The organism is Streptomyces anulatus, assembly GCF_014650675.1.
Taxonomy (GTDB): Bacteria; Actinomycetota; Actinomycetes; order Streptomycetales; family Streptomycetaceae; genus Streptomyces; species Streptomyces anulatus.
This window is the reverse complement of record NZ_BMVK01000007.1, coordinates 368,578-388,299: the sequence shown is the minus strand read 5'-3', so window position 1 is coordinate 388,299 and position 19,722 is coordinate 368,578. Positions and strand designations below refer to the sequence as shown.

General features: G+C 72.9%; 14 protein-coding genes and 1 pseudogene. 4 read left to right on the top strand and 11 right to left on the bottom strand.

Annotated features, from left to right (window positions below; translation table 11 throughout):
* Positions 1–34: 34 nt before the first annotated feature.
* A complete protein-coding gene (locus IE272_RS20235; protein WP_050357704.1) occupies positions 35–1,723 on the bottom strand; it encodes a DUF885 domain-containing protein in 1,689 nt (562 codons plus the stop codon).
* A gap of 135 nt (positions 1,724–1,858) precedes the next feature.
* Positions 1,859–2,338, bottom strand: a complete 480-nt coding sequence (locus IE272_RS20230) for an Lrp/AsnC family transcriptional regulator (protein ID WP_050357703.1) — start codon at positions 2,336–2,338, stop codon at positions 1,859–1,861.
* 59 nt (positions 2,339–2,397) lie between these two features.
* Between IE272_RS20230 and IE272_RS20225 the strand changes: the two genes are divergently transcribed.
* Positions 2,398–3,627: a trans-sulfuration enzyme family protein gene (locus IE272_RS20225; RefSeq protein WP_050357702.1), complete on the top strand. Its 1,230-nt coding sequence runs from the start codon at positions 2,398–2,400 to the stop codon at positions 3,625–3,627.
* Here IE272_RS20225 and IE272_RS20220 read toward each other — a convergent pair.
* The 5 genes from IE272_RS20220 to pdxR form a co-directional block, all read right to left on the bottom strand.
* The gene (locus IE272_RS20220) at positions 3,545–4,987 is read right to left on the bottom strand and encodes a GNAT family N-acetyltransferase (protein WP_190007446.1); all 1,443 of its coding nucleotides are present in this window, start codon (positions 4,985–4,987) and stop codon (positions 3,545–3,547) included. The genes IE272_RS20225 and IE272_RS20220 overlap by 83 nt on opposite strands.
* Positions 4,988–5,088: 101 nt before the next feature.
* Positions 5,089–7,917 (bottom strand): DUF7825 domain-containing protein, encoded by a 2,829-nt coding sequence (locus IE272_RS20215; RefSeq protein ID WP_190007416.1) that lies wholly within the window; start codon positions 7,915–7,917, stop codon positions 5,089–5,091.
* Complete coding sequence (locus tag IE272_RS20210) at positions 7,914–9,293, bottom strand: SWIM zinc finger family protein (protein ID WP_050357699.1); 1,380 nt, start codon at positions 9,291–9,293, stop codon at positions 7,914–7,916. The genes IE272_RS20215 and IE272_RS20210 overlap by 4 nt, the downstream gene beginning before the upstream one ends.
* Before the next feature lie 52 nt (positions 9,294–9,345).
* On the bottom strand, positions 9,346–10,929 hold the full coding sequence (locus tag IE272_RS20205) for an alkaline phosphatase D family protein (RefSeq protein ID WP_057661530.1): 1,584 nt from the start codon (positions 10,927–10,929) through the stop codon (positions 9,346–9,348).
* Between the two features lie 128 nt (positions 10,930–11,057).
* The gene (gene pdxR, locus IE272_RS20200; protein WP_190007415.1) at positions 11,058–12,515 is read right to left on the bottom strand and encodes a MocR-like pyridoxine biosynthesis transcription factor PdxR; all 1,458 of its coding nucleotides are present in this window, start codon (positions 12,513–12,515) and stop codon (positions 11,058–11,060) included.
* A 47-nt stretch (positions 12,516–12,562) separates the two neighbouring features.
* On the opposite strand from pdxR, the pseudogene IE272_RS39430 reads away from it, so the two are divergent.
* Positions 12,563–12,976 (top strand): annotated as a pseudogene (locus tag IE272_RS39430) (EamA family transporter); the annotation flags it as partial.
* A 522-nt stretch (positions 12,977–13,498) separates the two neighbouring features.
* On the opposite strand, the gene IE272_RS20190 reads toward IE272_RS39430, so the two are convergent.
* Positions 13,499–14,329 carry an alpha/beta fold hydrolase gene (locus IE272_RS20190; protein ID WP_050357686.1) on the bottom strand — a complete coding sequence of 277 codons (831 nt, stop codon included), beginning with the start codon at positions 14,327–14,329 and terminating at the stop codon, positions 13,499–13,501.
* A gap of 122 nt (positions 14,330–14,451) precedes the next feature.
* Between IE272_RS20190 and sigJ the strand changes: the two genes are divergently transcribed.
* Together sigJ and IE272_RS20180 are read left to right on the top strand one after the other, a co-directional pair.
* Positions 14,452–15,336: an RNA polymerase sigma factor SigJ gene (gene sigJ, locus IE272_RS20185; protein ID WP_050357685.1), complete on the top strand. Its 885-nt coding sequence runs from the start codon at positions 14,452–14,454 to the stop codon at positions 15,334–15,336.
* Between the two features lie 285 nt (positions 15,337–15,621).
* A complete protein-coding gene (locus IE272_RS20180) occupies positions 15,622–16,392 on the top strand; it encodes a GntR family transcriptional regulator (protein ID WP_050357684.1) in 771 nt (256 codons plus the stop codon).
* 157 nt (positions 16,393–16,549) lie between these two features.
* Here the strand turns inward: IE272_RS20180 and IE272_RS20175 are convergent, their stop codons facing one another.
* The 3 genes from IE272_RS20175 to IE272_RS20165 all read right to left on the bottom strand — a co-directional run bounded on the left by IE272_RS20175 (position 16,550) and on the right by IE272_RS20165 (position 19,623).
* Positions 16,550–17,707, bottom strand: a complete 1,158-nt coding sequence (locus tag IE272_RS20175; RefSeq protein ID WP_050357683.1) for an ROK family protein — start codon at positions 17,705–17,707, stop codon at positions 16,550–16,552.
* Positions 17,708–17,807: 100 nt separating this feature from the next.
* Positions 17,808–18,458 (bottom strand): response regulator transcription factor, encoded by a 651-nt coding sequence (locus IE272_RS20170; RefSeq protein WP_047175546.1) that lies wholly within the window; start codon positions 18,456–18,458, stop codon positions 17,808–17,810.
* Entirely contained in the window at positions 18,430–19,623 is a 1,194-nt protein-coding gene (locus IE272_RS20165) for a sensor histidine kinase (RefSeq protein WP_190007414.1), read from the bottom strand. Before IE272_RS20165 ends, IE272_RS20170 begins: the two co-directional genes overlap by 29 nt.
* Positions 19,624–19,722 lie beyond the last annotated feature (99 nt).

Sequence of the window (19,722 nt, the reverse complement as noted above, 5' to 3'; positions counted from 1 at the left end):
GGACAGGGGCTCCGGACCGTACACATCACGCGGATCAGAGCCGCGACAACTCGTCCACCAGATCGTCCAGGCCCAGCGATCCCTGCGAGAGCGCCGCCATGTGCCAGGTCTTCAGGTCGAACGCGTCGCCGCGCGCGGCGCGCGCGTTCTCCCGGCCGAGCAGCCAGGCGCGCTCCCCGAGCTTGTAGCCGATGGCCTGGCCCGGCATCGACAGATAGCGGGTCAGCTCGCTCTCCACGAAGTCGGCGGGACGGCCGCTGTGGTTGCCGAAGAACTCCTGGGCCAGATCGGGTGTCCAGCGCTCGCCCGGGTGGAAGGGGGAGTCCGCCGGAATCTCCAGTTCCAGGTGCATGCCGATGTCGACGATCACCCGGCAGGCGCGCATCATCTGGGCGTCCAGATAACCGAGCCGCCGTTCCGCGTCGGGCAGGAAGCCCAACTCGTCCATCAGCCGCTCCGCGTACAGCGCCCAGCCCTCGGCGTTCGCGCTGACCATGCCGACCGACGCCTGGTAGCGGGAGAGGCTGTCGGCGACGTGCGTCCACTGCGCGATCTGCAGGTGGTGGCCGGGGACGCCCTCGTGGTACCAGGTCGAGACCAGGTCGTACACCGGGAACCGGGTCTCGCCCATGGTGGGCAGCCAGGTGCGCCCGGGGCGGGAGAAGTCCTCGGAGGGACCGGTGTAGTACGGCGCGGCCGCCCCACCGGGCGGCGCGATGCGCGACTCCACCTTCCGCACCCGCTCGGCGAGGTCGAAGTGCGTGCCGTCCAGCGCCTCGATCGCCTCGTCCATCAGACCCTGCAGCCACTCGCGGACCTCGTCCACGCCCTCGATGTGCTTGCCGTGCACGTCGAGGTGGGCGAGCGCCTCCCAGGGGCCGGCGCCGGGCAGGATCTTCTCGGCCTCGGTCCTCATCTCGGCGAGCAGCCGGTGGTATTCGGACCAGCCGTACGCGTACGCCTCGTCGAGATCCAGGTCGGTGCCGTTGTACAGCCGCGACCAGAGGGCGTAGCGCTCCCGGCCGACCGGGTCCGGGGCTCCCTCGATGCCCGGGGCGTACACGTCGCGCACCCAGTCCCGCAGGGAGAGCACCGAGGCGGTCGCCAGAGCGGCGGCCTCGTCCAGCTCCGCCCGCAGGGACGCGGGGCCGGGGGCGACGAAGTCCGCGAAGAACGCCGTGCCCTCGCCTTCCCCGCCCCACTCCGTGAGCTGCCCGACGAAGGTGGCGGTCGCGCGGGGGCCACCGTACAGCTTGCGCTCCAGACCGAGCGCGAGCGAGGCGCGGTACCCCTCGTGCGCGGCGGGCACCGCGCGCAGCCGTTCCACGACCGCCGCCCAGTCCTCGTCCGTCGCGGTCGGCGTGAGGGTGAAGACCTCGGTGATGCTGTGGGCCGGCGACTGCAGGTTGGAGACGGTCCGCAGCCCCTCCTCGGCCTCGTGCACGGCGAGTTCCGCCGTCAGTCGTTCCCGCAGGAGACGTCCGCAGCGCCGCTCGGCATCGCTGTCCGCACCGGGACGCTGCTCGGCGGCGTCCAGCTTCCGCAACGTCGCGCGGATGAGGTCGGCGACCGCGGCCTGGCCCGCCGGTGAGAAGTCGGGCAGCCGGCGCGAGCTTTCGGACACACCCAGATAGGTGCCCGTGATGGGGTCGAGTTCGATGATTGCGTCGACGTAGGCGTCGGCGACCTGACGGGGCAGCGCGCTGCTCGAAGTGTCTGACATGCGGACATCCTCGTACGGCGGTGGCCTCCTCGTCATCACCAGGGGCCCCCGGGCGTCCGAAAGACGATCACTTGCAGCACGTACGGGTCTTCCGGCGGGCGTCGCCGGTGCGTCTCCGGAGTGTGGTCACGGTACTCAGCCCGCGGCGGGAGGGAGCAGCGGCCCGCAGTCCCACTGCTGGAAGATCAGCCGGGTGTCCACCCGGGCCACCTCCCGGCGCGAGGTGAACTCGTCCAGCACCAGCCGCTGCAGATCCGCCGCGTCGGCCACCGCGACCTGCACCAGATAGTCGTCGGGGCCGGTGAGGTGGAAGAGCGCACGCGACTCCGGCAGGGACCTGACGCGGTCGACGAACGGCCCGATGAGCTCCCGGCGGTGCGGCCGGACCTGCACCAGGAGCAGCGCCTGGAGACCCCGGCCGATCTTCGCCGGATCGAGGCGCAGTTGGTCCCCGAGGATCACCCCGGACCGGCGCAGCCGGGCCACCCGGTCCAGGCAGGTCGAAGCGGCCACGCCGACCTCGGCCGCGAGCTCGCGGTACGTGGTCCGGGCATCGTTCTGCAGCAGCCGCAGAATCTGCAGATCCACCGGATCGAGAGCGACGGAATCGGACATGCGGCGAACGTAGCACGGGGTTCGACCGCTACGAACCGGTAGCTGTTCAGAGTGACGGCATGGACAACGAAGTCTCGATGACGCCCCCTGCCCCCACCCCGTCCAGGGCTCTCGCCACCGAAGCCGTGCACGCCGGACGCGACGACCTCGCCTCCCTCGGCCTGCACGCCCCGCCGATCGACCTGTCCACCACCTACCCCTCCTACGACTCGCGCGGCGAGGCGATGCGGATCGACGCCTTCGCCACCACCGGCGCCCGCCCCGACGGGCCGCCCGTCTACGCCCGGCTGGACAACCCCACCACGGGCCGCTTCGAGACGGCGCTCGCCCGGCTGGAGGGCGCCGAGAGCGCGGTCGCCTTCGCCAGCGGAATGGCGGCGCTGACCGCGGTCCTGCTCGCCCGCGCGAGCCAGGGACTGCGTCATGTCGTCGCGGTCCGCCCGCTCTACGGCTGCAGTGACCATCTGCTCGGCGCCGGGTTGCTGGGCACCGAGGTGACCTGGACCGACCCGGCCGGGATCGCCGACGCCATCCGCCCGGACACCGGGCTCGTGATGATCGAGACGCCGGCCAACCCGACGCTGGCCGAGATCGACATCCGGGCCGTCGCCCATGCCTGCGGAACCGTCCCGCTGCTGGTCGACAACACCTTCGCCACCCCCGTCCTGCAGCGCCCCGTCGAACACGGCGCGCGGATCGTCCTGCACAGCGCCACCAAGTACCTCGGTGGCCACGGCGATGTCATGGGCGGCGTCGTCGCCTGTGACGAGGAGTTCGCCGCCACGCTCCGCCAGGTGCGGTTCGCCACCGGCGGAGTGCTGCACCCGCTGGCCGGCTACCTCCTGCTGCGCGGCTTGTCCACGCTTCCGGTACGCGTACGCGCCGCCTCGACGAGCGCGGCCGAACTCGTCCGCAGGCTCACCGCCGACCCGCGCATCGCCCGGGTGCACTACCCGCGGATCGGCGGCGCGATGATCTCCTTCGAGGTGTACGGGGACCCGCACCGGGTGATCTCCGGGGTGCGGCTCATCACGCCCGCCGTCAGCCTCGGCAGCGTGGACTCGCTGATCCAGCACCCGGCCTCCATCAGCCACCGCATCGTGGAGGAGGGAGACCGGCGGGCGTCCGGCGTCGGCGACCGGCTGCTGCGGATGTCGGTCGGCCTGGAGGACGTCGAGGACCTGTGGGCGGACCTGTGCCAGGCGCTCAGCGACGGGCCCCTTCCGTCGGCGCGGACGGCCGAGCGGACCCTTCAGTCGTCGGCCGGTCCGTCGTCAGCCGGGCGGTGATGACGAGCGTGCCCTCCTCGATCTGGTAGTCGAGGGGCAGCTCCAGCGCGCGCATCGCCGCCACCATGCCGGTGTTGTGGGACTGCGTGACGGCGTACACGCTGTCGCAGCCCGCCTCCACGGCGAGCGCCACCAGGCGGCCCAGCAACTCGGAGCCGATGCCCCGGCGCTGCCAGTCGTCCTCGACGAGGAGGGCGACCTCGGTCTCGTCGCCGTCCCAGAGGAGGTGGCCCAGCGCCACCAGCTTGCCGGAGGCCGTCTGCACCGCCAGGGTGCGGCCGAAGCGGGGGGACAGCAGGTGGTCGAGGTAGCGGTCCGCGTCCGAGACCGGACCGTGGTACCGCAGGCCCAGGGTGCGCTGCGAGCAGCGGTCGTGCATGGCGCGGGCTGCGGCGAGATCGCCCCGGTCCGCGCGGCGCACGGTGATCTCGTTGCCCTCGGGCAGCGTGAGGACGTCCTCGCTGCGCGGCACCCGCGGGCCGAGCCGGGCGTCGAGCTCGACCAGGGCACGCGCCCGCGCGAACTCGGTGGGAGTGAAGGGCAGATAGGGCCGCTCGACGGAGATCACCCCGCCGGACGGGTCCCGCAGCCGCATCACCGTCTCCTCCAGCACGCCCTCGACCGGGGCGCTCTCCCCGGTCGGGCGGCCGGTGACGGAGACGGCCGGCAGTGAGTGGATGGTGCACCGGCCGAGCAACTGGCGCAGGGCGAGCGGCAGTTCGGCCGCATCGAGCGCCGTCCGGGTGGCCAGCGACAGCACCCGGGTCGGGATGTCGACCAGATCGTGGGCGTCCGCCCGCTCGATCCACGTGGACGTGCCGCCGGCGGCCGCGATCTCCCGGGACAGCTCCTGCGCCTGGAGCGAGGCCGGGGCCCGCAGCAGGAACTCGTCGACGGTCCCCTGCGCGAGCGGGTGGGTGCCCAGGGTGAGGATGTCCACCCGGAGCCCGGCGAGGGCCACGCACAGCGCGGCCAGACTGCCCGGGGCGTCGCGCACGGTCGTCCGCATCCGCCACAGCGTGGTCTCCTCGGCACCGGCGATCCCGCCCGCACCGCTGCCCCCGGCCACGCCCGCCGCGCCGACCCGCGCCCCGTGCTCCGCCGCGTCCGCTCCGCCCGGCGCGGAGCCCCCCTCACCGGACGGGGGAGCGTGACTGTGCCGTCGCGCCCACCAGGTGTGGAACGCCGCCGTGGCCACCAGCGCCACCGCCGACGCCACGAGCAGGTAGGGCCCGTCCGGCTGGTGCCCGATGAGGTTGGCGATGGCGTCGGCCACGGCCACGGCGGTGAACAGGGCGGCCAGTTCGATCAGGTCCCGCCGCCAGTGGTGCGGACGGCGGGCGCTCTTCGCGGAGGTCACATCAGTCATATCCTCACTGTGAACGAACGGTGTTGCCTGATCACGAACGCCTTGTGACTGATGGGTTACGTGTTGATCTGGTCGCCTATCGTCGTTTTCGGTCAGATTCCGAGACCGGCCGCTCCTTGATCCTTCCGGTCCGGTGCGAGGGCTTCGCCGGCCGCCGGGGCATCGAAGCCCTCGGGAGCTTCTGGAAGGGAACCCTCCGCCCCGGCCGGGAACGTGGCGAGCAGCCGGGCTGCCTGGCGGACCGTCTGGGAGGAGCCCTTGCGCCCCGCCGTCGCCGCGAGCCCCGCTATCGCCGGGATCCCGCCCGTACCGCAGCGTTCGGCGCACTCGGCCGCCACGGACAGCAGGTCGCCGAGCCCCCGCGGCGTCTTCTCGTACGCCAGGAGACCGGGCAGCATCGCGGCCAGCACGGTCAGCACCGTCCGATACGCGCCGGTGGCGGCCGCCGTGCCGAGCGCGTCGGCCGTGCGGTTCACCTTCACCAGGTCGCGGTCGACCAGGATGGCCAGCTCCCGCCCGAGCGAGGCACCGTCCAGCCGGCCCCCCGCCGCCAGCACGAGCAGGGCGTCCACCGCCGCCGTCCGGTCCTCCGGGTGCCGTGCGCCGAGACCGTAGGCCAGCGCGAGATGCGTCGCCCCGCCCACCTCGCCCGCACTCTCCGCCAGGGCCGGCAGGAACCCGACCGCTCCCCGCTGCCCCTGGTCGGCGGCGAACAGCAGGTCCGGCATCAACCAGGCGGCCAGCGCCTCCGGATCCTCGGGCAGGGTGGCCGTCCAGTGCGAGGACCGCTCGGGTCCCCAGTGGTAGCACTCCTGGGCCCGGGGGAGCTGCGCCCGGCCCAGCCAGTGGAAGGACTCCGGGAACTCGTGCCGGATCACCGTCCGCTCCCGCGTCGCCAACAGCACCTGACGGGCCCCGCTCGTCGTCCGCTGCCACCAATTGCCCGCCGAAGGACGGGAGACGGCGGTCGCCGGATGCCGCAGCACCGGGGCCACCGGCTCGTCGGCACGGATCCAGGCGGCCAGCCGGTCGCCCTCGCCGGTGCCCAGCGCCTCGGCCGCCGCAGCGACGTCCGCCGCCCCGGGGCCGCCCCGGCGGACCCGCAGCAGGGCCTGGGCGAAGTCGGCGGGGCCGGGACGGGCGCCCGACTCCCGGTAGATCCGCAGCCGTTCGACGAGCTCGGCCGCCTCGATCGCCCCGGTGTGCCAGGTCGGCGTGGCCAGCAGGAACGGCGTCTCCCCGGCGGCTATCGCCTCCGCGGCCTCCCACGCCCGGTCCAGCAGCACCCCGTTCAGCGCGGTGTGGGCACAGGCGCCCGGCCCCGGGACGGTGGTCTTCGCCCGCCACGCGACCCTGTCCCGGTCGGACACCAGGCCCAGCAGCGAGGCGACTACCACGGAGGTCCCGTGCGAGGTCGAGATGGAGCGCGGGTCGACCATGTACGGGCCCAGGCCGTGCTCGACGAAGTACACACCGGCCAGCGCCTCCCGCAGGGCTTCCGTCAGCTCCTCCCGGTGGGTCCGGGCCAGCCGGACGAGCCCGTCGAGCGTGCGCTCGAAGTGGGTGTCCCCGGTCGAGGGGGCCGCGACGCCCGAGGAGGGGATCCAACGTTCCGACGCATGCGACTTCACCCGGGCGGCCACCTCCTCGACGAGCTCCGCCACGGTCTCCGGTGCGGGATCGTGACGCCGCAGCACCGGCGCGGGCGGCAGGAACTCCTCGTACGCCTCGGCCGCTTCCGCCTCCACGAGATCGCCGAACAGGGCGGTGACCGTCTCCCGGTGCAGAGGACCCAGCCGCGCGGCGGCGGAGGCCAGCTCCTCCCGCACCTCCGGGCCGGCGACCGCGGGGAGATACCGCGCGACCAGCTTCAGGGCCCGCTCCTGGACGTCGATGCCCTCATGGCCGAACGCCTCGGCGACCGCCGGAAGAAGCTCGCCCGCCGTCGAGGCGTCCCGGCGCAGCACCTTGCCCAGCAGGGTCAGCTGGGCGCGTACCAGCTTCTTCTCCTGACGGAAGAGCACGGCGCCCGACACGTCCGCCAGCTCCCGGGTGGACAACACGCCCCGCGCGTCGAGCCGCACGAGCACCTGCTGGGCGTACGAGGCGACCGGCGTGATCCCGTCCGCCGCCATCGCCGTCCAGTCCCGCAGATGCCGGTCCTCCTCTTCCTCCGTCGTCCCCAACCGCAGGAGAACGGCCAGGAAGAACCGCTGATCGACGGACCTGCCACCGCGCATCAGGCGGATCACGCACCGCTCCACCAGGTGTGCCCGGTCCAGCAACCCGTCCTCGACCAGTGCGCACAGCGCCCCGGGCCAGTGGTCCTGCGAGTCCGGCGCGTCGTAGAAATCGACCTGCGGCGGCAGCTCCGGCATCTCGAACAGCCGGGCCGCCAGCTCGGGGGAGTGCGGATCCTCGCGCAGGATGTCGGTCAGCGGGCGCCGGGCCCGGCCGCGCCAACGAGCCGCGCTGACCAGCTCCGTCCAGCCCACGACCAGGTTGTCCGTGACGGGGAGCGGGACCTGGGCGATCCGGGTCAGCTCGCCGACGAAGGTGTACTCCGCGTCGGAGAGGGCCGCGCGCCCCGCGAACCGGAGGGCGAGATCGCCCAGCCACGCCGGATCGCGGTCCTTGAGCGAAGCGAGGATCAGCGGATAGGGCGAGCGGGTCCAGTCGCGCAGATCACGGCCCCCGATCCAGGAGGCACACCCCGCCGCGCCGGTGTGACAGCCCGCGCCGGCCACCAGCAGCGCCTTGCGGATCTTGTCCCGCCGCTGCCAGTCCCAGCTCCGCACCTCCTTGCGCAACTCCTTCAGCTCGGCGAGGGCGGCGCGGCGTCCGGGCAGGTCCAGACCGAGCACCAGCGGCGGTACGTCGTGGTGACGCCCCGCGCGGACGGCGGTGAGCAGCTCGTTCATCGCACGCCTCCGGCGACCGTCGCACCCCGGCGGACCATGCGCACCGCGAGCGCGTGTTTGCAGGGCCCCCGCCGCCCCCGGTAGTCCGCCCACCACTGGCAGGTGCAGGTGAACGCGGAACCGCTCTCACGCACCTGGTAGCGGCGGTCCCCGGAGGCGACCGTCGCCCGCGCGCCGTCGAGGGACACCGCGCCCTCACCGACCAGCCTGCGGGCGGCCACGAGACGCGGGTTGTGCCGCTCCGCCCGGTCCGCGTCGTACGGCAGCTCCCGGTGGAAGTACGCGGCGTCCGCCAGGTCGTAGCCGACCCGGCCCGCCGTGCCGAGCCGGGTCAGCGCGGCCCGCACCCGCTCCACGCCCAGCCCCGACTGCTCGGCCAGTGACGCCGGTTCGATCCGGGGCTCCCAGGCGAGCAGCACGGACACCAGCTCGGCATCGGCCGCCGCGTCGTCCGTGGCCAGCGCCTCCAGGACGCCGCCCTCGCCCGAGAATCCCCGCGAGGAGTCGGGGGAGAGCGTCAGCGTGAGCCGCATCCCCGGCAGCACCACCTCCCAGGCACTCGCCGCCGCCGCGCCGTCGGCCACCGGCCCGTACACCCGCAGGGCCGTCGCGTCGCGCAGGACCCGCTGCAACGCCACCAGCCGCTCCGGGCCCGGCAGGCACACCGCGCCCGGGACCGGCCGGGTCGTCGGGCGCAGGGACCCGCCCGACGCCACCACCCACCGGGCGCCATGTGCCGCTCGGCCCGAGGACGGGGAGCGGGGCAGTGAACGCAGGAACGCCACCGCCTGCGCCGCCGTCAGCTCGGCCCGCAGATCGAACCGGGCCGAGGCGACCTGAGCCTCGGCGAAACCGCGCAGCCACCGGTCGGGCAGCGGCACCTTCTTCTCCACCACCGGACCGTCGAGCGTGGTCACCGCCATCTCCTCGGGCCCCACCCGCAGATGCAGCGGATCATCCGCCGTGATCCGCGAAAGCGCCTCCCGCAGCGGAGGGTTCACGTCCACGTTCGTCGTTCCGTGGCCGGTCTCCCGGCCGTCCAGGCCTTCCTGGAGCACGTCGAGGCGTGCGTACACCCCGCAGCAGCCGGAGAACGACTCAAAGCGCAGCCGGTCGCCGTTGCCCGTCACCACCGGGTCCAGGGAGGCGGGCAGCGTGCGCTGGTAGTAGCGGGCGGCGGCCACGTCCGCGACCGCCAGCAGCCCGCGTGCCGCTATCCGCGGATCGGAGAGGAAGCCCGCGAAGAACCGAGGGTGCGCCTCCGCTCCGCGCGGGGTGAGGCCCCCCGAGGTCTCCAGACCGAGGGACGGCCCCACCTGCGAGGACTCCAGGGAGGACGGGCGTGCGTAGGCCAAGGCCTGAACGGATCGGGTCATGAAAAAAAGCGTAGGACCCACCACTGACAACGGGCCCCACGGCAGCCTTGGTTCACTGCCCGACGCGGCCCGGCCGGAGCACCTTGGTGAACAGCACGGCTCCCCCCTCGGCCCGCAGACGCACCGTCAGCTCCGCACTGTCGCCGTCGATCTCCACCTCGCCGAAGTACTGCGGGGACTCCATCGGCGAGACGTTGGCACGGTCGGGAGCCCGCACGAAGACCCGGTCCGGGCCGAAGGTGTCGTCCAGCGCGTTGGCCGGGAAGCCGCCCGCCGCCAGCGGGCCCGACACGAACTCCCAGAACGGGGCGAAGTCCTTGAACGCCGCCCGCTCCGGCGCGTAGTGCTGGGCCGAGGTGTAGTGGACGTCGGCCGTCAGCCACACGGTGCCGGTGATCCTGCGGTGCTTGATGAACCGGAGCAGTTCGGCGATCTGGAGTTCCCGTCCGAGCGGGGCCCCGGGATCGCCCTGCGCCACCGCTTCGAAGTCCGTCGCGCCGTCCGGCACCACGAGGCCGAGCGGCATGTCGGCGGCGATCACCTTCCACTCCGCCCGGGAGGCGGCCAGCGAGCGCTTCAGCCACCGCGCCTGCTCCTCGCCGAGGATGCCCGTCGTGTCGTCGGCCTGCCGGCCCGGGGAGTTGGCGTTGCGGTGCGAACGCATGTCGAGCACGAACACGTCGAGCAGCGGCCCGTGGTGGACGACCCGGTACATCCGCGAACGCCGCCCGGAACCGTACGAGGGCGCGAGCGGCACGTACTCGTGGAAGGCGCGCACGGAGCGCGCCGCGAGGATGTCCACGTTCTTCTCGGTGTAACGCGCGTCGTCGAGGATCTGGCCGGGATACCAGTTGTTGCGCACCTCGTGGTCGTCCCACTGCACGACGGACGGCACCTGCGCGTTGAAGCGGCGGACGTTCCGGTCGAGCAGGTTGTAGCGGAAGTTGCCCCGGTACTCGTCCAGCGTCTCGGCGACCTTCGCCTTCTCCTCGGTCATGACATTGCGCCAGATCCGGCCGTCCGGCAGCGTCACGCTCGGCGCCAGTGGACCGTCCGCGTAGATGCTGTCGCCGCTGCACAGGAAGAAGTCCGGGTCCAGGCGGCGCATCTCCTCGTACACCCGGTAGCCGCCGATGTCCGGGTTGATGCCCCAGCCCTGCCCCGCGATATCGCCCGACCACAGGAACCGCACCCCGGAGCGTCGCCGGGCCGGAGCGGTGCGGAAGGTCCCGTACACGGGCCTGCCGGTGCGGCGCGGATCGGCCGGATCGGCGAGCGTCACGCGATAGTGCACCTGCTCGCCCGCGGGCAGGCCGTACAGCGGTGTGGTGCCGGTGAAGTCCGTCCCGGGGCCGATCGACGGCCCGTACCACCTGCGCACCCGCCGGAACGACTCGGTCGCCGAGGTCTCCACCAGCATCCGGGCCGGCCGGTCCGAGCGCACCCACAGGAGCGCCGACGAGGCGGTCACGCTGCCCACCTGCACACCCCAGGACGCTTCGGGCCGCCCCGCCAGGTGCAGGGCGGGCGCCGCCGAAGAGGTCGCGGGGGAGAGGACGACCGCCGCAGGGGCGATCAGCGAGCCGCGCAGGACGGCACGACGGCCGGGCGAGGGAATCCGCGGACGGTAGGACATCGAAGCGCCTCCAGGGAGGTGGGCGGGTGGTGCGCCGTTCGCGAGAAGGCCGTGGACCGGCGCCGGTCTCCACCCATGCCTAGTGCCTTGCGGCGGCCGGAGCCCCAACCCCGGGTGAACGGAGCCGGTCAGCCGGTGACGGGCCGGCCGGAACGCCGCGCGGCCGCCAGCGCGGCGATCCCCCGGGCGATGTCGCCGGGGGCGAGATGGGCGTAGCCCAGGACGAGGGGCAGGGTGCCGTCCTCGGAGCCGGCCGTTCCGCAGTCGCGCAGCGGCCGCAGCGCGATGCCCGCCCCGGCCGCCCGCTCCAGGAAGACGTCCTCGGGGCCGTACCGCGCAGGCAGTCGGGCGATGATGTGCAGGCCCGCCGCGATGCCGCTGACCGTCGCGCCGGGGAAGTGCTCGTCGAGCGCGGCCACCAGGGCGTCCCGGCGTTCCCGGTAGGCCCGCTGGCAGCGTCGCAACTGCCGGTCGTAGCCGCCGCGCACGACGAAGTCGGCCAGGACCGCCTGGTCGATCACCGGGTTGCCCAGATCCATGGTCCGTTTGCGGGCGACGATCCGCTCGGTGAGCGCGGCGGGGGCGACCAGCCAGCCGAGCCGCAGGCCGGGAGCCAGTGACTTGCTCACGGAACCGGTGTACACGACCCGCTCGGGATCCAGTCCCTGCAAGGCGCCCACCGGCGCCCGGTCGTACCGGAAGTCCCCGTCGTAGTCGTCCTCCATGATCACGGCGTCCGCGGTCCGCGCCCAGTCGAGCAGTTCGCCGCGGCGCTGCGCGGAGTACCCGATTCCGGTGGGGAACTGGTGCGCGGGCGTGGTCACCACCGCGCGTACGCCGGAGCGTCTCAGGGGTGCGAGCGCGAGGCCGTCGTCGTCGAGGGGCAGGGGGACCGTGCCCAGACCGGTCGCGGCGAACAGCGAGGCGTGCTCCGGGCTGCCCGGATCCTCCACCCCGACCGAGGTCACGCCCTCGTCCCGGAGTACGAAGCCGAGCAGGGTGGTCGCCTGGGCCACTCCCGAGCAGACCACGAGCCGCTCCGGATCGGCCACCACGCCCCGGCGCCGGGCGAGCAGTCCGGCCAGGGCCTCACGCAGCTCCGGCAGCCCGCGCGGATCGGGGTAGCCGAGCGCGCCGTGCGGCAGCCGGCCGAACACCGTCCGCTGGGCGGCACTCCACGCGCTGCGCGGGAAGAGGGACAGGTCGGGGGTGCCGGGCCGGAAGTCCACCAGTGCGCCCGCCGCGCCCGGCGCGCGGTCGCGTACCGGGCGCTCGGCCGCGCGTACACCCTCGTTCACCCAGGTACCCGCGCCCTGCCCGCTACGCAGATAGCTCTCCGCGGTGAGCTGCTCGTACGCCTCGGTGACCAGCCCGCGCGAGACGCCCAGATCAGCCGCGAGCTCACGGCTCGACGGCAGCCTCGTACCGGCCGCGAGGCGGCCGGAGCGGACCGCTTCCCGCAGTGCGGACCGGAGTGCGCGCCCCCGTCCGCGCGCCGGCGCGGCAGCGGCCGGCAGCAGCAACTCCCACGCCGGAGAGAGGGATTCCGCCGACGGACGATGCGAATTGGTCCCCGAAGACGTCATGGAAGTGGACCTTAAACGGGTCCGTCGCCGACCCTAGCGTCGGCCCCATGAACGCAACCTCTCTGCGCGGGGCTCTCCTCGCGGCCCTCGCGTGCGTGCTGGTGGGGGCATCCTTCACGGCCAACAGCGTCCTCGGCGACTACCCGTTCGCGGGCGGCCAGGCCCTTCGCTACGGTCTCGCCGCGCTCCTGCTCGTCCCGTTGCTGCGGCGCGACCCCGACTCCACGACGGCGCGGCTCCGTCGTCTCACCCGCCGCCAGTGGGGGCGGCTCGCGTTGCTCGCCGCCGTGGGCATGGTCGGGTTCAACCTGGCGGTCCTGGCTGCCGAGCAGTCGGCGGAACCAGCTGTTCCCGGCGTCTTCGTGGGCTGTGCGCCGATCGTGGTCGGCGTGCTCGTCCCGCTGCTGGGGGGCCGCCGGCCGTCCCGCGTCACGCTGTACGCGGCCGGACTCGTCGCCGTCGGGGCGTTCACCGTTCAGGGCTGGGGGCGCACCGACCTGGCGGGCGTGCTGTTCTCGGTGGGCGCGCTCGCGGGCGAGGTGGGCTTCGCGGTCCTCGCTGTCCCTGTGCTCCGGCCGCTCGGACCGAAACTGCTCTCCGCGACGGTCTGCGGCGTCGCGGCCGTCGAGTCGGCGCTGCTCGGTCTGCTGATCGACGGCGGATCGTTCCTGCGCATCCCGACGGGCGGCGAGGCGGCGGCCCTGCTGTGGCAGGCCGCCGTCGTCACCGTGATCGGATTCGTCTGCTGGTACAGCGGGATGCAGCGCATCGGAGCCGAACGCGCCACGCTCTTCTCCGGCTTCATCCCGGTCTCCGCCGCCCTGACCGCACCTCTGGTCGGAGCCGGGACGTACGGCCCCGCACAGGGCGTGGGGAGTCTCCTGGTCGGTGCGGGTGTGGCGTACGGTTCCGGCGTCTTCGGGCGGCGCGGGGCCGCCGGAGCGCGACTCCCCGTCGGGGCGCCGGCGCCCCGACGGGCCGGCTCAGCGGCTGGTGTCCAGAATGACGCGGGCCACGAGCGCCGGGTCGTCGTTCATCGGGACGTGCCCGCACCCGGGCAGCCGCACGAGCCGGGCGTCGGGGATCACCCGCTTGGCGCGGACACCCTGCCTGCGCAGGAGTATCCGGTCGCGGGTGCCCCAGGCGACGGCGACGGGGACGCCCTTCACGTCATCGCCGAAGAGCAGGCCCCGGCCGGCCTCCAGCGTCTGGTGAAAGCCGGTCGCTCCACGCAGGGCGAGCGTCTCGGCGACGACGGCCTCCGGTGAACGCCTGCCGGGGCGGGCGTAGATGGTGCTCGTGAGGGCAGCCCGGCCGGCCGCGCTGCGCGACAGGCGCTCGATCAGCGGCACCGGCAGGGCCAGTGCGCTCCGGCGCATCGTCCGCAGGGTGCCGAAGGCGTAGCGCCGTTCCGCCTCGGTCCAGAAGCCCGCCGGGGACAGCGCGGTCACCGACCGCACCAGCTCGGTGCGGCCCAGCTCCAGTGCCAGCAGGCCGCCCAGCGAGTTCCCGGCCACATGCGGGCGGTCCAGGCCGAGTTCGGCACAGAAGGCTCCGAGCACCCGGCCGACGGTCGCGAGGTCGTAGGGAACTCCGTCCGGCAGCGCGGGCGAGGTGCCGAAGCCGGGCAGGTCCACGGCTATGACCTCACGCTCGGCGGCCAGGATCCGTGTCACCGGGTCCCAGGCCCTCAGATGGTGGCCGATGCCGTGCAGGAGCAGCAACGGTTCGCCCGAGCCGGTCCGTTCGTACGCGACCCGGACCGGACGGGGACCGTCGGCCGTTGCGACGGTGAAGGAGACCGTGGTGGTCATGCTGCTGCTCCCTGGGATGGGTAGACGTCTCGTCAACAACAATTACCGCCGGGTAGCTTGTAGTTCAAGGGGCTCGGCGATTCCCGCTGGACAGCACGTGACCGGTGGGCTGGGATGGACCGATGACCGTCGACACCGCGACCGAGCTCTTCGAAGAACACCGGCCCGTTCTCACCGGTGTCGCCTATCGCATGCTCGGCCGCATCGCCGACGCCGAGGACGTGGTCCAGGAGGCGTGGCTGAGGTGGTCGGCGGCGGCGCGCGAGGACGTTCGGGAGCCGAGGGCCTTCCTGGTGCGGATCACCACCCGGCTGGCCATCGACCGGCTCCGGCACCTGCAGTCACGCCGGGAGTCGTACACCGGACCCTGGTTGCCGGAGCCGATGGTCACGGAATTCGGCCCCGCGGTGCCCGACACCGCGGAGCGCGCCGTCCTCGCCGATTCCGTGTCGCTCGCGGTGCTGGTCGTCCTCGAATCGCTCTCGCCGCTGGAGCGCGCGGTGTTCGTGCTCAGGGAGGCCTTCGGGTTCCCGTACGCCGAGATCGCCAACGCCCTGGACCGCACCGAGGACGCCGTCCGCCAGCTCGCCGGCCGTGCCAGGCGGCATGTGGAGGAGCGCAAGCCGCGTTACGACGTGAACCCGGCCGAGCGCCGCGATCTCACCGAACGCTTCCTGGCCGCCGCCTCCGGAGGCGGCATCGAGCAGCTGCTCGCGCTGCTGGCCCCGGACGTCCGGCTGGTCAGCGACAGTGGTGGCAAGGCGAAGGCGCCGCGGCGGATCATCGAGACCGCCGACAAGGTCGGCCGCTTCCTCTTCGCGGTGGCGGGGAGTCTCGGCCCGGACAGGGAGATCCGCATCATGGAGCTCAACGGCGGGCCCGCCGCCGTCTACTTCGTCGGAGGCAAGGCCGACACCGTCTTCCAGATCGAAGTCGGCCAAGGTGTTATTCAATGCGCCTATATCATTCGCAATCCGGACAAGCTTTCCGGGCTGCCCGCCGTATAGCCAGAAGCACCACCCGCCACCTCGGCCCCCAGTGCCCCACAGGCCCGCCGCAGGCCTGGTCAGAGCCCCGCCATCAGCGCTGATGGGCGGGGCTTTGTGCTGCGCTCGCCTCACGGCACCACGAACGTCGTGTGAACGCTCTGCGCCAGAGTCCCGTTTCGTTCCGTTACGAATAAGGATTGGTCTTGACCAAGGGGGTATGCCGTCCTAGGGTCTCCACTTAAGACAGGAACCTTTAATAAATAACGTCGCGGAAAAAGACGCTGGGCGATTGCGGAGGACAGGGTGGGGACCACGCAGCTGGAATCGGTACAGGAGCCGAAGTACTGGCACCTCAAGACCGTGCTCAGTGAGGCACTCGACTCGGACTTTGCGGTGGGGGAGATCCTGCCCAACGAGCGGGACCTCGCGGCGCGGTTCGGTGTCGCCCGAGCCACGCTCCGGCAGGCCCTGGAGCAGCTCGAACTCGAAGGAAGACTGCAGCGCCGCCGTGGCGTCGGGACGACCGTCGCCCCGCCGCGCGTCGGTATCGCCGTCTCCACCGCCCAGCACGAATGGACGGGCGGTGTCAGCGGCGAGGCCTGGCAGCCGGTCGACAGCACCATGGGCAAGGCCCCGGCGGCGGTTGCCGTCATGCTCGAAGCGGACCCCGCCGAACCGGTGCACGTGGTGCGCCGTATCCGCGACACCCAGGGGCAGGCGGTAGCGGCGGAACTCCTCTACATCCCCGCCTCCTCGGTGCCCGACCTCTCCGCCATCGAAGCCCCGTCCGGCGCCGTCCGCGCCCGGAGCGTGCTGCGCGAGCTGCACCGGCTCGGCCTGCAGGGCCAGGACCGCTCGGTGGAGCTCGGCTCGGCGCGGGCGGACGACGCCAAGGAACTGGACCGGCTCCCCGGCGCCCCCGTCCTCGTCGTCACCACCCGCTACTTCACCGCGGACGGTACGGCGGCCGTGTCCGTCGCCACCTACCGCGCGGACACCTGCCGGCTCACCTTCGGGGACTCCGGCGCGCTGGAGATCAGCCACGACGAGCAGCCGGAGCGCCAGGCCTCCTGACGCCTCCGACCCGCTCGGGCCCCACGCCCGCCATTTCTCGAGGACCTCGGTCCAGGGAAGCGGCGGGCGCGCGCGTCTCCCGCCCGATCCGGCCCCGGGGAAAGCGTCGGCGATCCACCCCCCGCGCACGCGGTCCGTGTGCCGGACCCCACCGCGGTCAGCGGCGGGCCGTCACGGCTCCCTCGACGGCGAACAGCTGCTCCTCGACGTGGTCCAGGGCGAGCCGCAAGGCCCCCGTCGCCACGGCGGCCTCTCCGAGCAGCGACAGGGTCACCCGGGGCGGGCGCAGACAGTAGCGGGCCAGCTCCCTGCGCAGCGGCTCCAGCACCCCGTCCAGTCCGGCGGCCCAGCCACCGACCACGACCAGCTCCGGGTCGAGCGCCAGCACCAGCGCCGCCACATCGTGCACCAGCCGCTGAAGGAATCGCTCGACCGCGGCCTGGGCACCCGCATCGCCCTCCCGGGCCTTGGCGAACACCGCGGCCACCGCAAGCTCGTCCAGCGGGTCCAGCGGAGTGTCCGTCGTCGACAGCAGATGCTCCGGCGTCACGTCCCTGCCCAGCAGGTGGAGAGCGCCGATCTCCCCGGCGGCGCCGCCGAACCCCCGGTGCAGACGCCCGCCGATCAAGGACCCCGCTCCGGGGCTCAGCCCTGCCAGCACGAAGACCACGTCGTCGGACTCGGTGGCCGCGCCCTTCCAGTGCTCGGCCACCGCGGCGGCGTTGGCGTCGTTCTCGACGAGGACGGGGCAGCGGAACGAACGGCGAAGCCGCTCCCCGAGCGCGAGGCCGGTCCAGTCCGGCAACGCCGTACCCAGCCGCACGGTGCCGTCGGCCTCCACGATCCCGGGACTGCCCACACCGACCGCACGCAGACTGCTCCGGGCCACCCCGGTGCGTCGCAGTACGTCCGCGATGACGGCCCGGACCTGGTCGAGCCGGTCGTCCGCGCCGGCGGTCTCCGACACCGCGCGGGAGCCCGCCCCGACGATCCGGCCGTCGAGCCCCGAGATGAGCGCCGACACCCGATGCGGACCGATCTCCACCCCGAGCAGGTGCCCCGCCTCGGCCCGGAAACGGAACCTCCGGGCAGGGCGCCCCTGACGCCGCGCCTCGCTCTCGTCGGGCAGGGCCTCGACCACGAGACCCGCTTCGAACAGCCCCTCGACGACGCCTTCGACCGTCGGCCGGGACAGCCCCGTGATCCGCGTCAGGTCCGTCAGCGTCGGCGCGCCGGCCCCTCTCAGGGCGTGCAGTACTACCGCGGAATTGATCCGTCGCAACAGCGACGGGTCCCCACCGGTCAGCCGGCCCACGGTATGTCCTCCCAGCTCGTGCGCATGTCAGCCGGATCGTACTCGCTGGCCGGGAGCCCTGCGACCAGCGAGGGAAGCCGGTATCGAGCCGCAACCTCGGTCACCCCGGAGCGACGAACCCGGACTCATACGCGGCGATGACCGCCTGGGTGCGATCCCTGGCCCCCAACTTCGCCAGGACCGAGCTGACATGGGACTTCACCGTCTCCGTCCCCACGACGAGGGTGGCCGCGATCTCCGCGTTCGACAGGCCTCGGGCCATCAACCGGAGCACCGCCGCCTCCCGGTCGGTGAGCGCCGCCCGGTCGAGGGCGGCCCGTGCTTTGTCCGTTCCGTACTCGGCGGCGAGCTGCCTGACCGCCGCCGGGAACAGCAGGGATTCCCCCTCGGCCACCAGCCGCACGGCGTGCACGATCTCCGCCGGCCTGGCGCGCTTGAGCAGAAAGCCGTCCGCACCCGCCCTCAACGCCTCGTACACGTACTCGTCGTTCTCGAACGTCGTCACCACCAGGATCTTCGGGGGATCCGGCACCGTACGCAGCACCAGCCGGGTCGCCTCGATGCCGTCCATCAGCGGCATCCGCACATCCATCGCCACCACATCGGGCCGCAACCGGTTCACCAGGGGAATCACCGCGGCGCCGTCCCCCGCCTCACCCACCACCTCGATATCGGGCTGGGCCTCCAGCACGGCACGCAGACCGGCGCGCACCAGAGGCTCGTCATCGACCAGAAGAACGGTGAATGGCATCCGACCAGCGTATGCCGTCCAGAGGAAGGCCCACGCGCACCTGCCACTCGCCCTCCCGCGACTCCATCCGGGCCTTCCCGCCCAGCAGCGCGGCACGCTCCCGCATACCGCGCAGCCCACTGCCGCTCCCCGGCAGGCCGGCCGCCCCGGAGAGCGGATTCACCACCTCCAGCTCCAGCCGCCCGTCGGCCACCGTGATGCTCACCCGGATGGGGACCGGCCCCGCATGACGGAGCACATTGGTGAGGCTCTCCTGCAGAATCCGATACCCCTCCCGCGAAACCGGCGCCGGGACCAGACCGAGATCCCCGGACACCCGCGCATCCACCTTCGCCCCGGAACTCCTCGCGGAGTCCAGCAGCCGCTCCGCCTCTCCCAGCGTCGGCCGCCGGCTCACGGGGGTGCCGGATTCACGCAGCACCCGCAGCACCCGCTCCAGATCCTCCAGCGCATCGCGCCCCGTCTCCTCGATGGCGGTCAGCGCCCGCTCCGTGAACGCCGGGTCGTTCGCCGTCCGCGCCGCACCGGCCTGCACCACCGCCACCGTCAGCGCATGGCCGATGGAATCGTGCAGCTCCCGCGCCATGCGATTGCGCTCCAACAGCTGCTCCGTCAGCTCCTCCAGCACACTCAGCCGGTCCGTCGGCGACGGACCCAGCAGCCACCGGGCGGCCGCTGTGCTGAGCCGGCCCCCGAGCACCACCAGAGCAAGCAGCGGAACGATCGGCAGCGGTGCGAGCAGCGCGTTCCACCAGTGCGGGCTCAAGCCCTCGACCAGCCCGCCCGGAGGCCTGCCCGTCGCTGACAGGACGAGCTCGATCGAAGCGACGGGCAGCCAGAGGGCCATGATCGCCGCGGCCGAGATCAGGAGCCGCACCTCCAGCCAGAGCACGGTCCGCCACCGCTCCGCCCAACTCGCCGAGGACGCCACCGCGATGGAGGCGTCGGGCTGCCCGCGCTCGGACGGAGTCAGCAGCAACTGCGCCTGCAGGCCCTCCTCGAGCCGCATGGCGGGAATGAGGCCCACGGGCACCGCGAAGAGCAGGGGCATCCAGAACTCGTCGGAGATGAAGAACCACACACTGGCCGCGGCGGCCGGAATGAACATGTGCAACCAGCGGCTGTAAGTGACCGCGCTGGTCAGCGGGGTGAGGATGCGGCGCATGTCCTCATCGTCCCAGCGGACCGGGCGCACCGGCTCCCCCATGAGAGGGAGACGTTCCCCGCCGACGGGGGAGGCGGGCCGCCCGGCGCAGACGCCAGG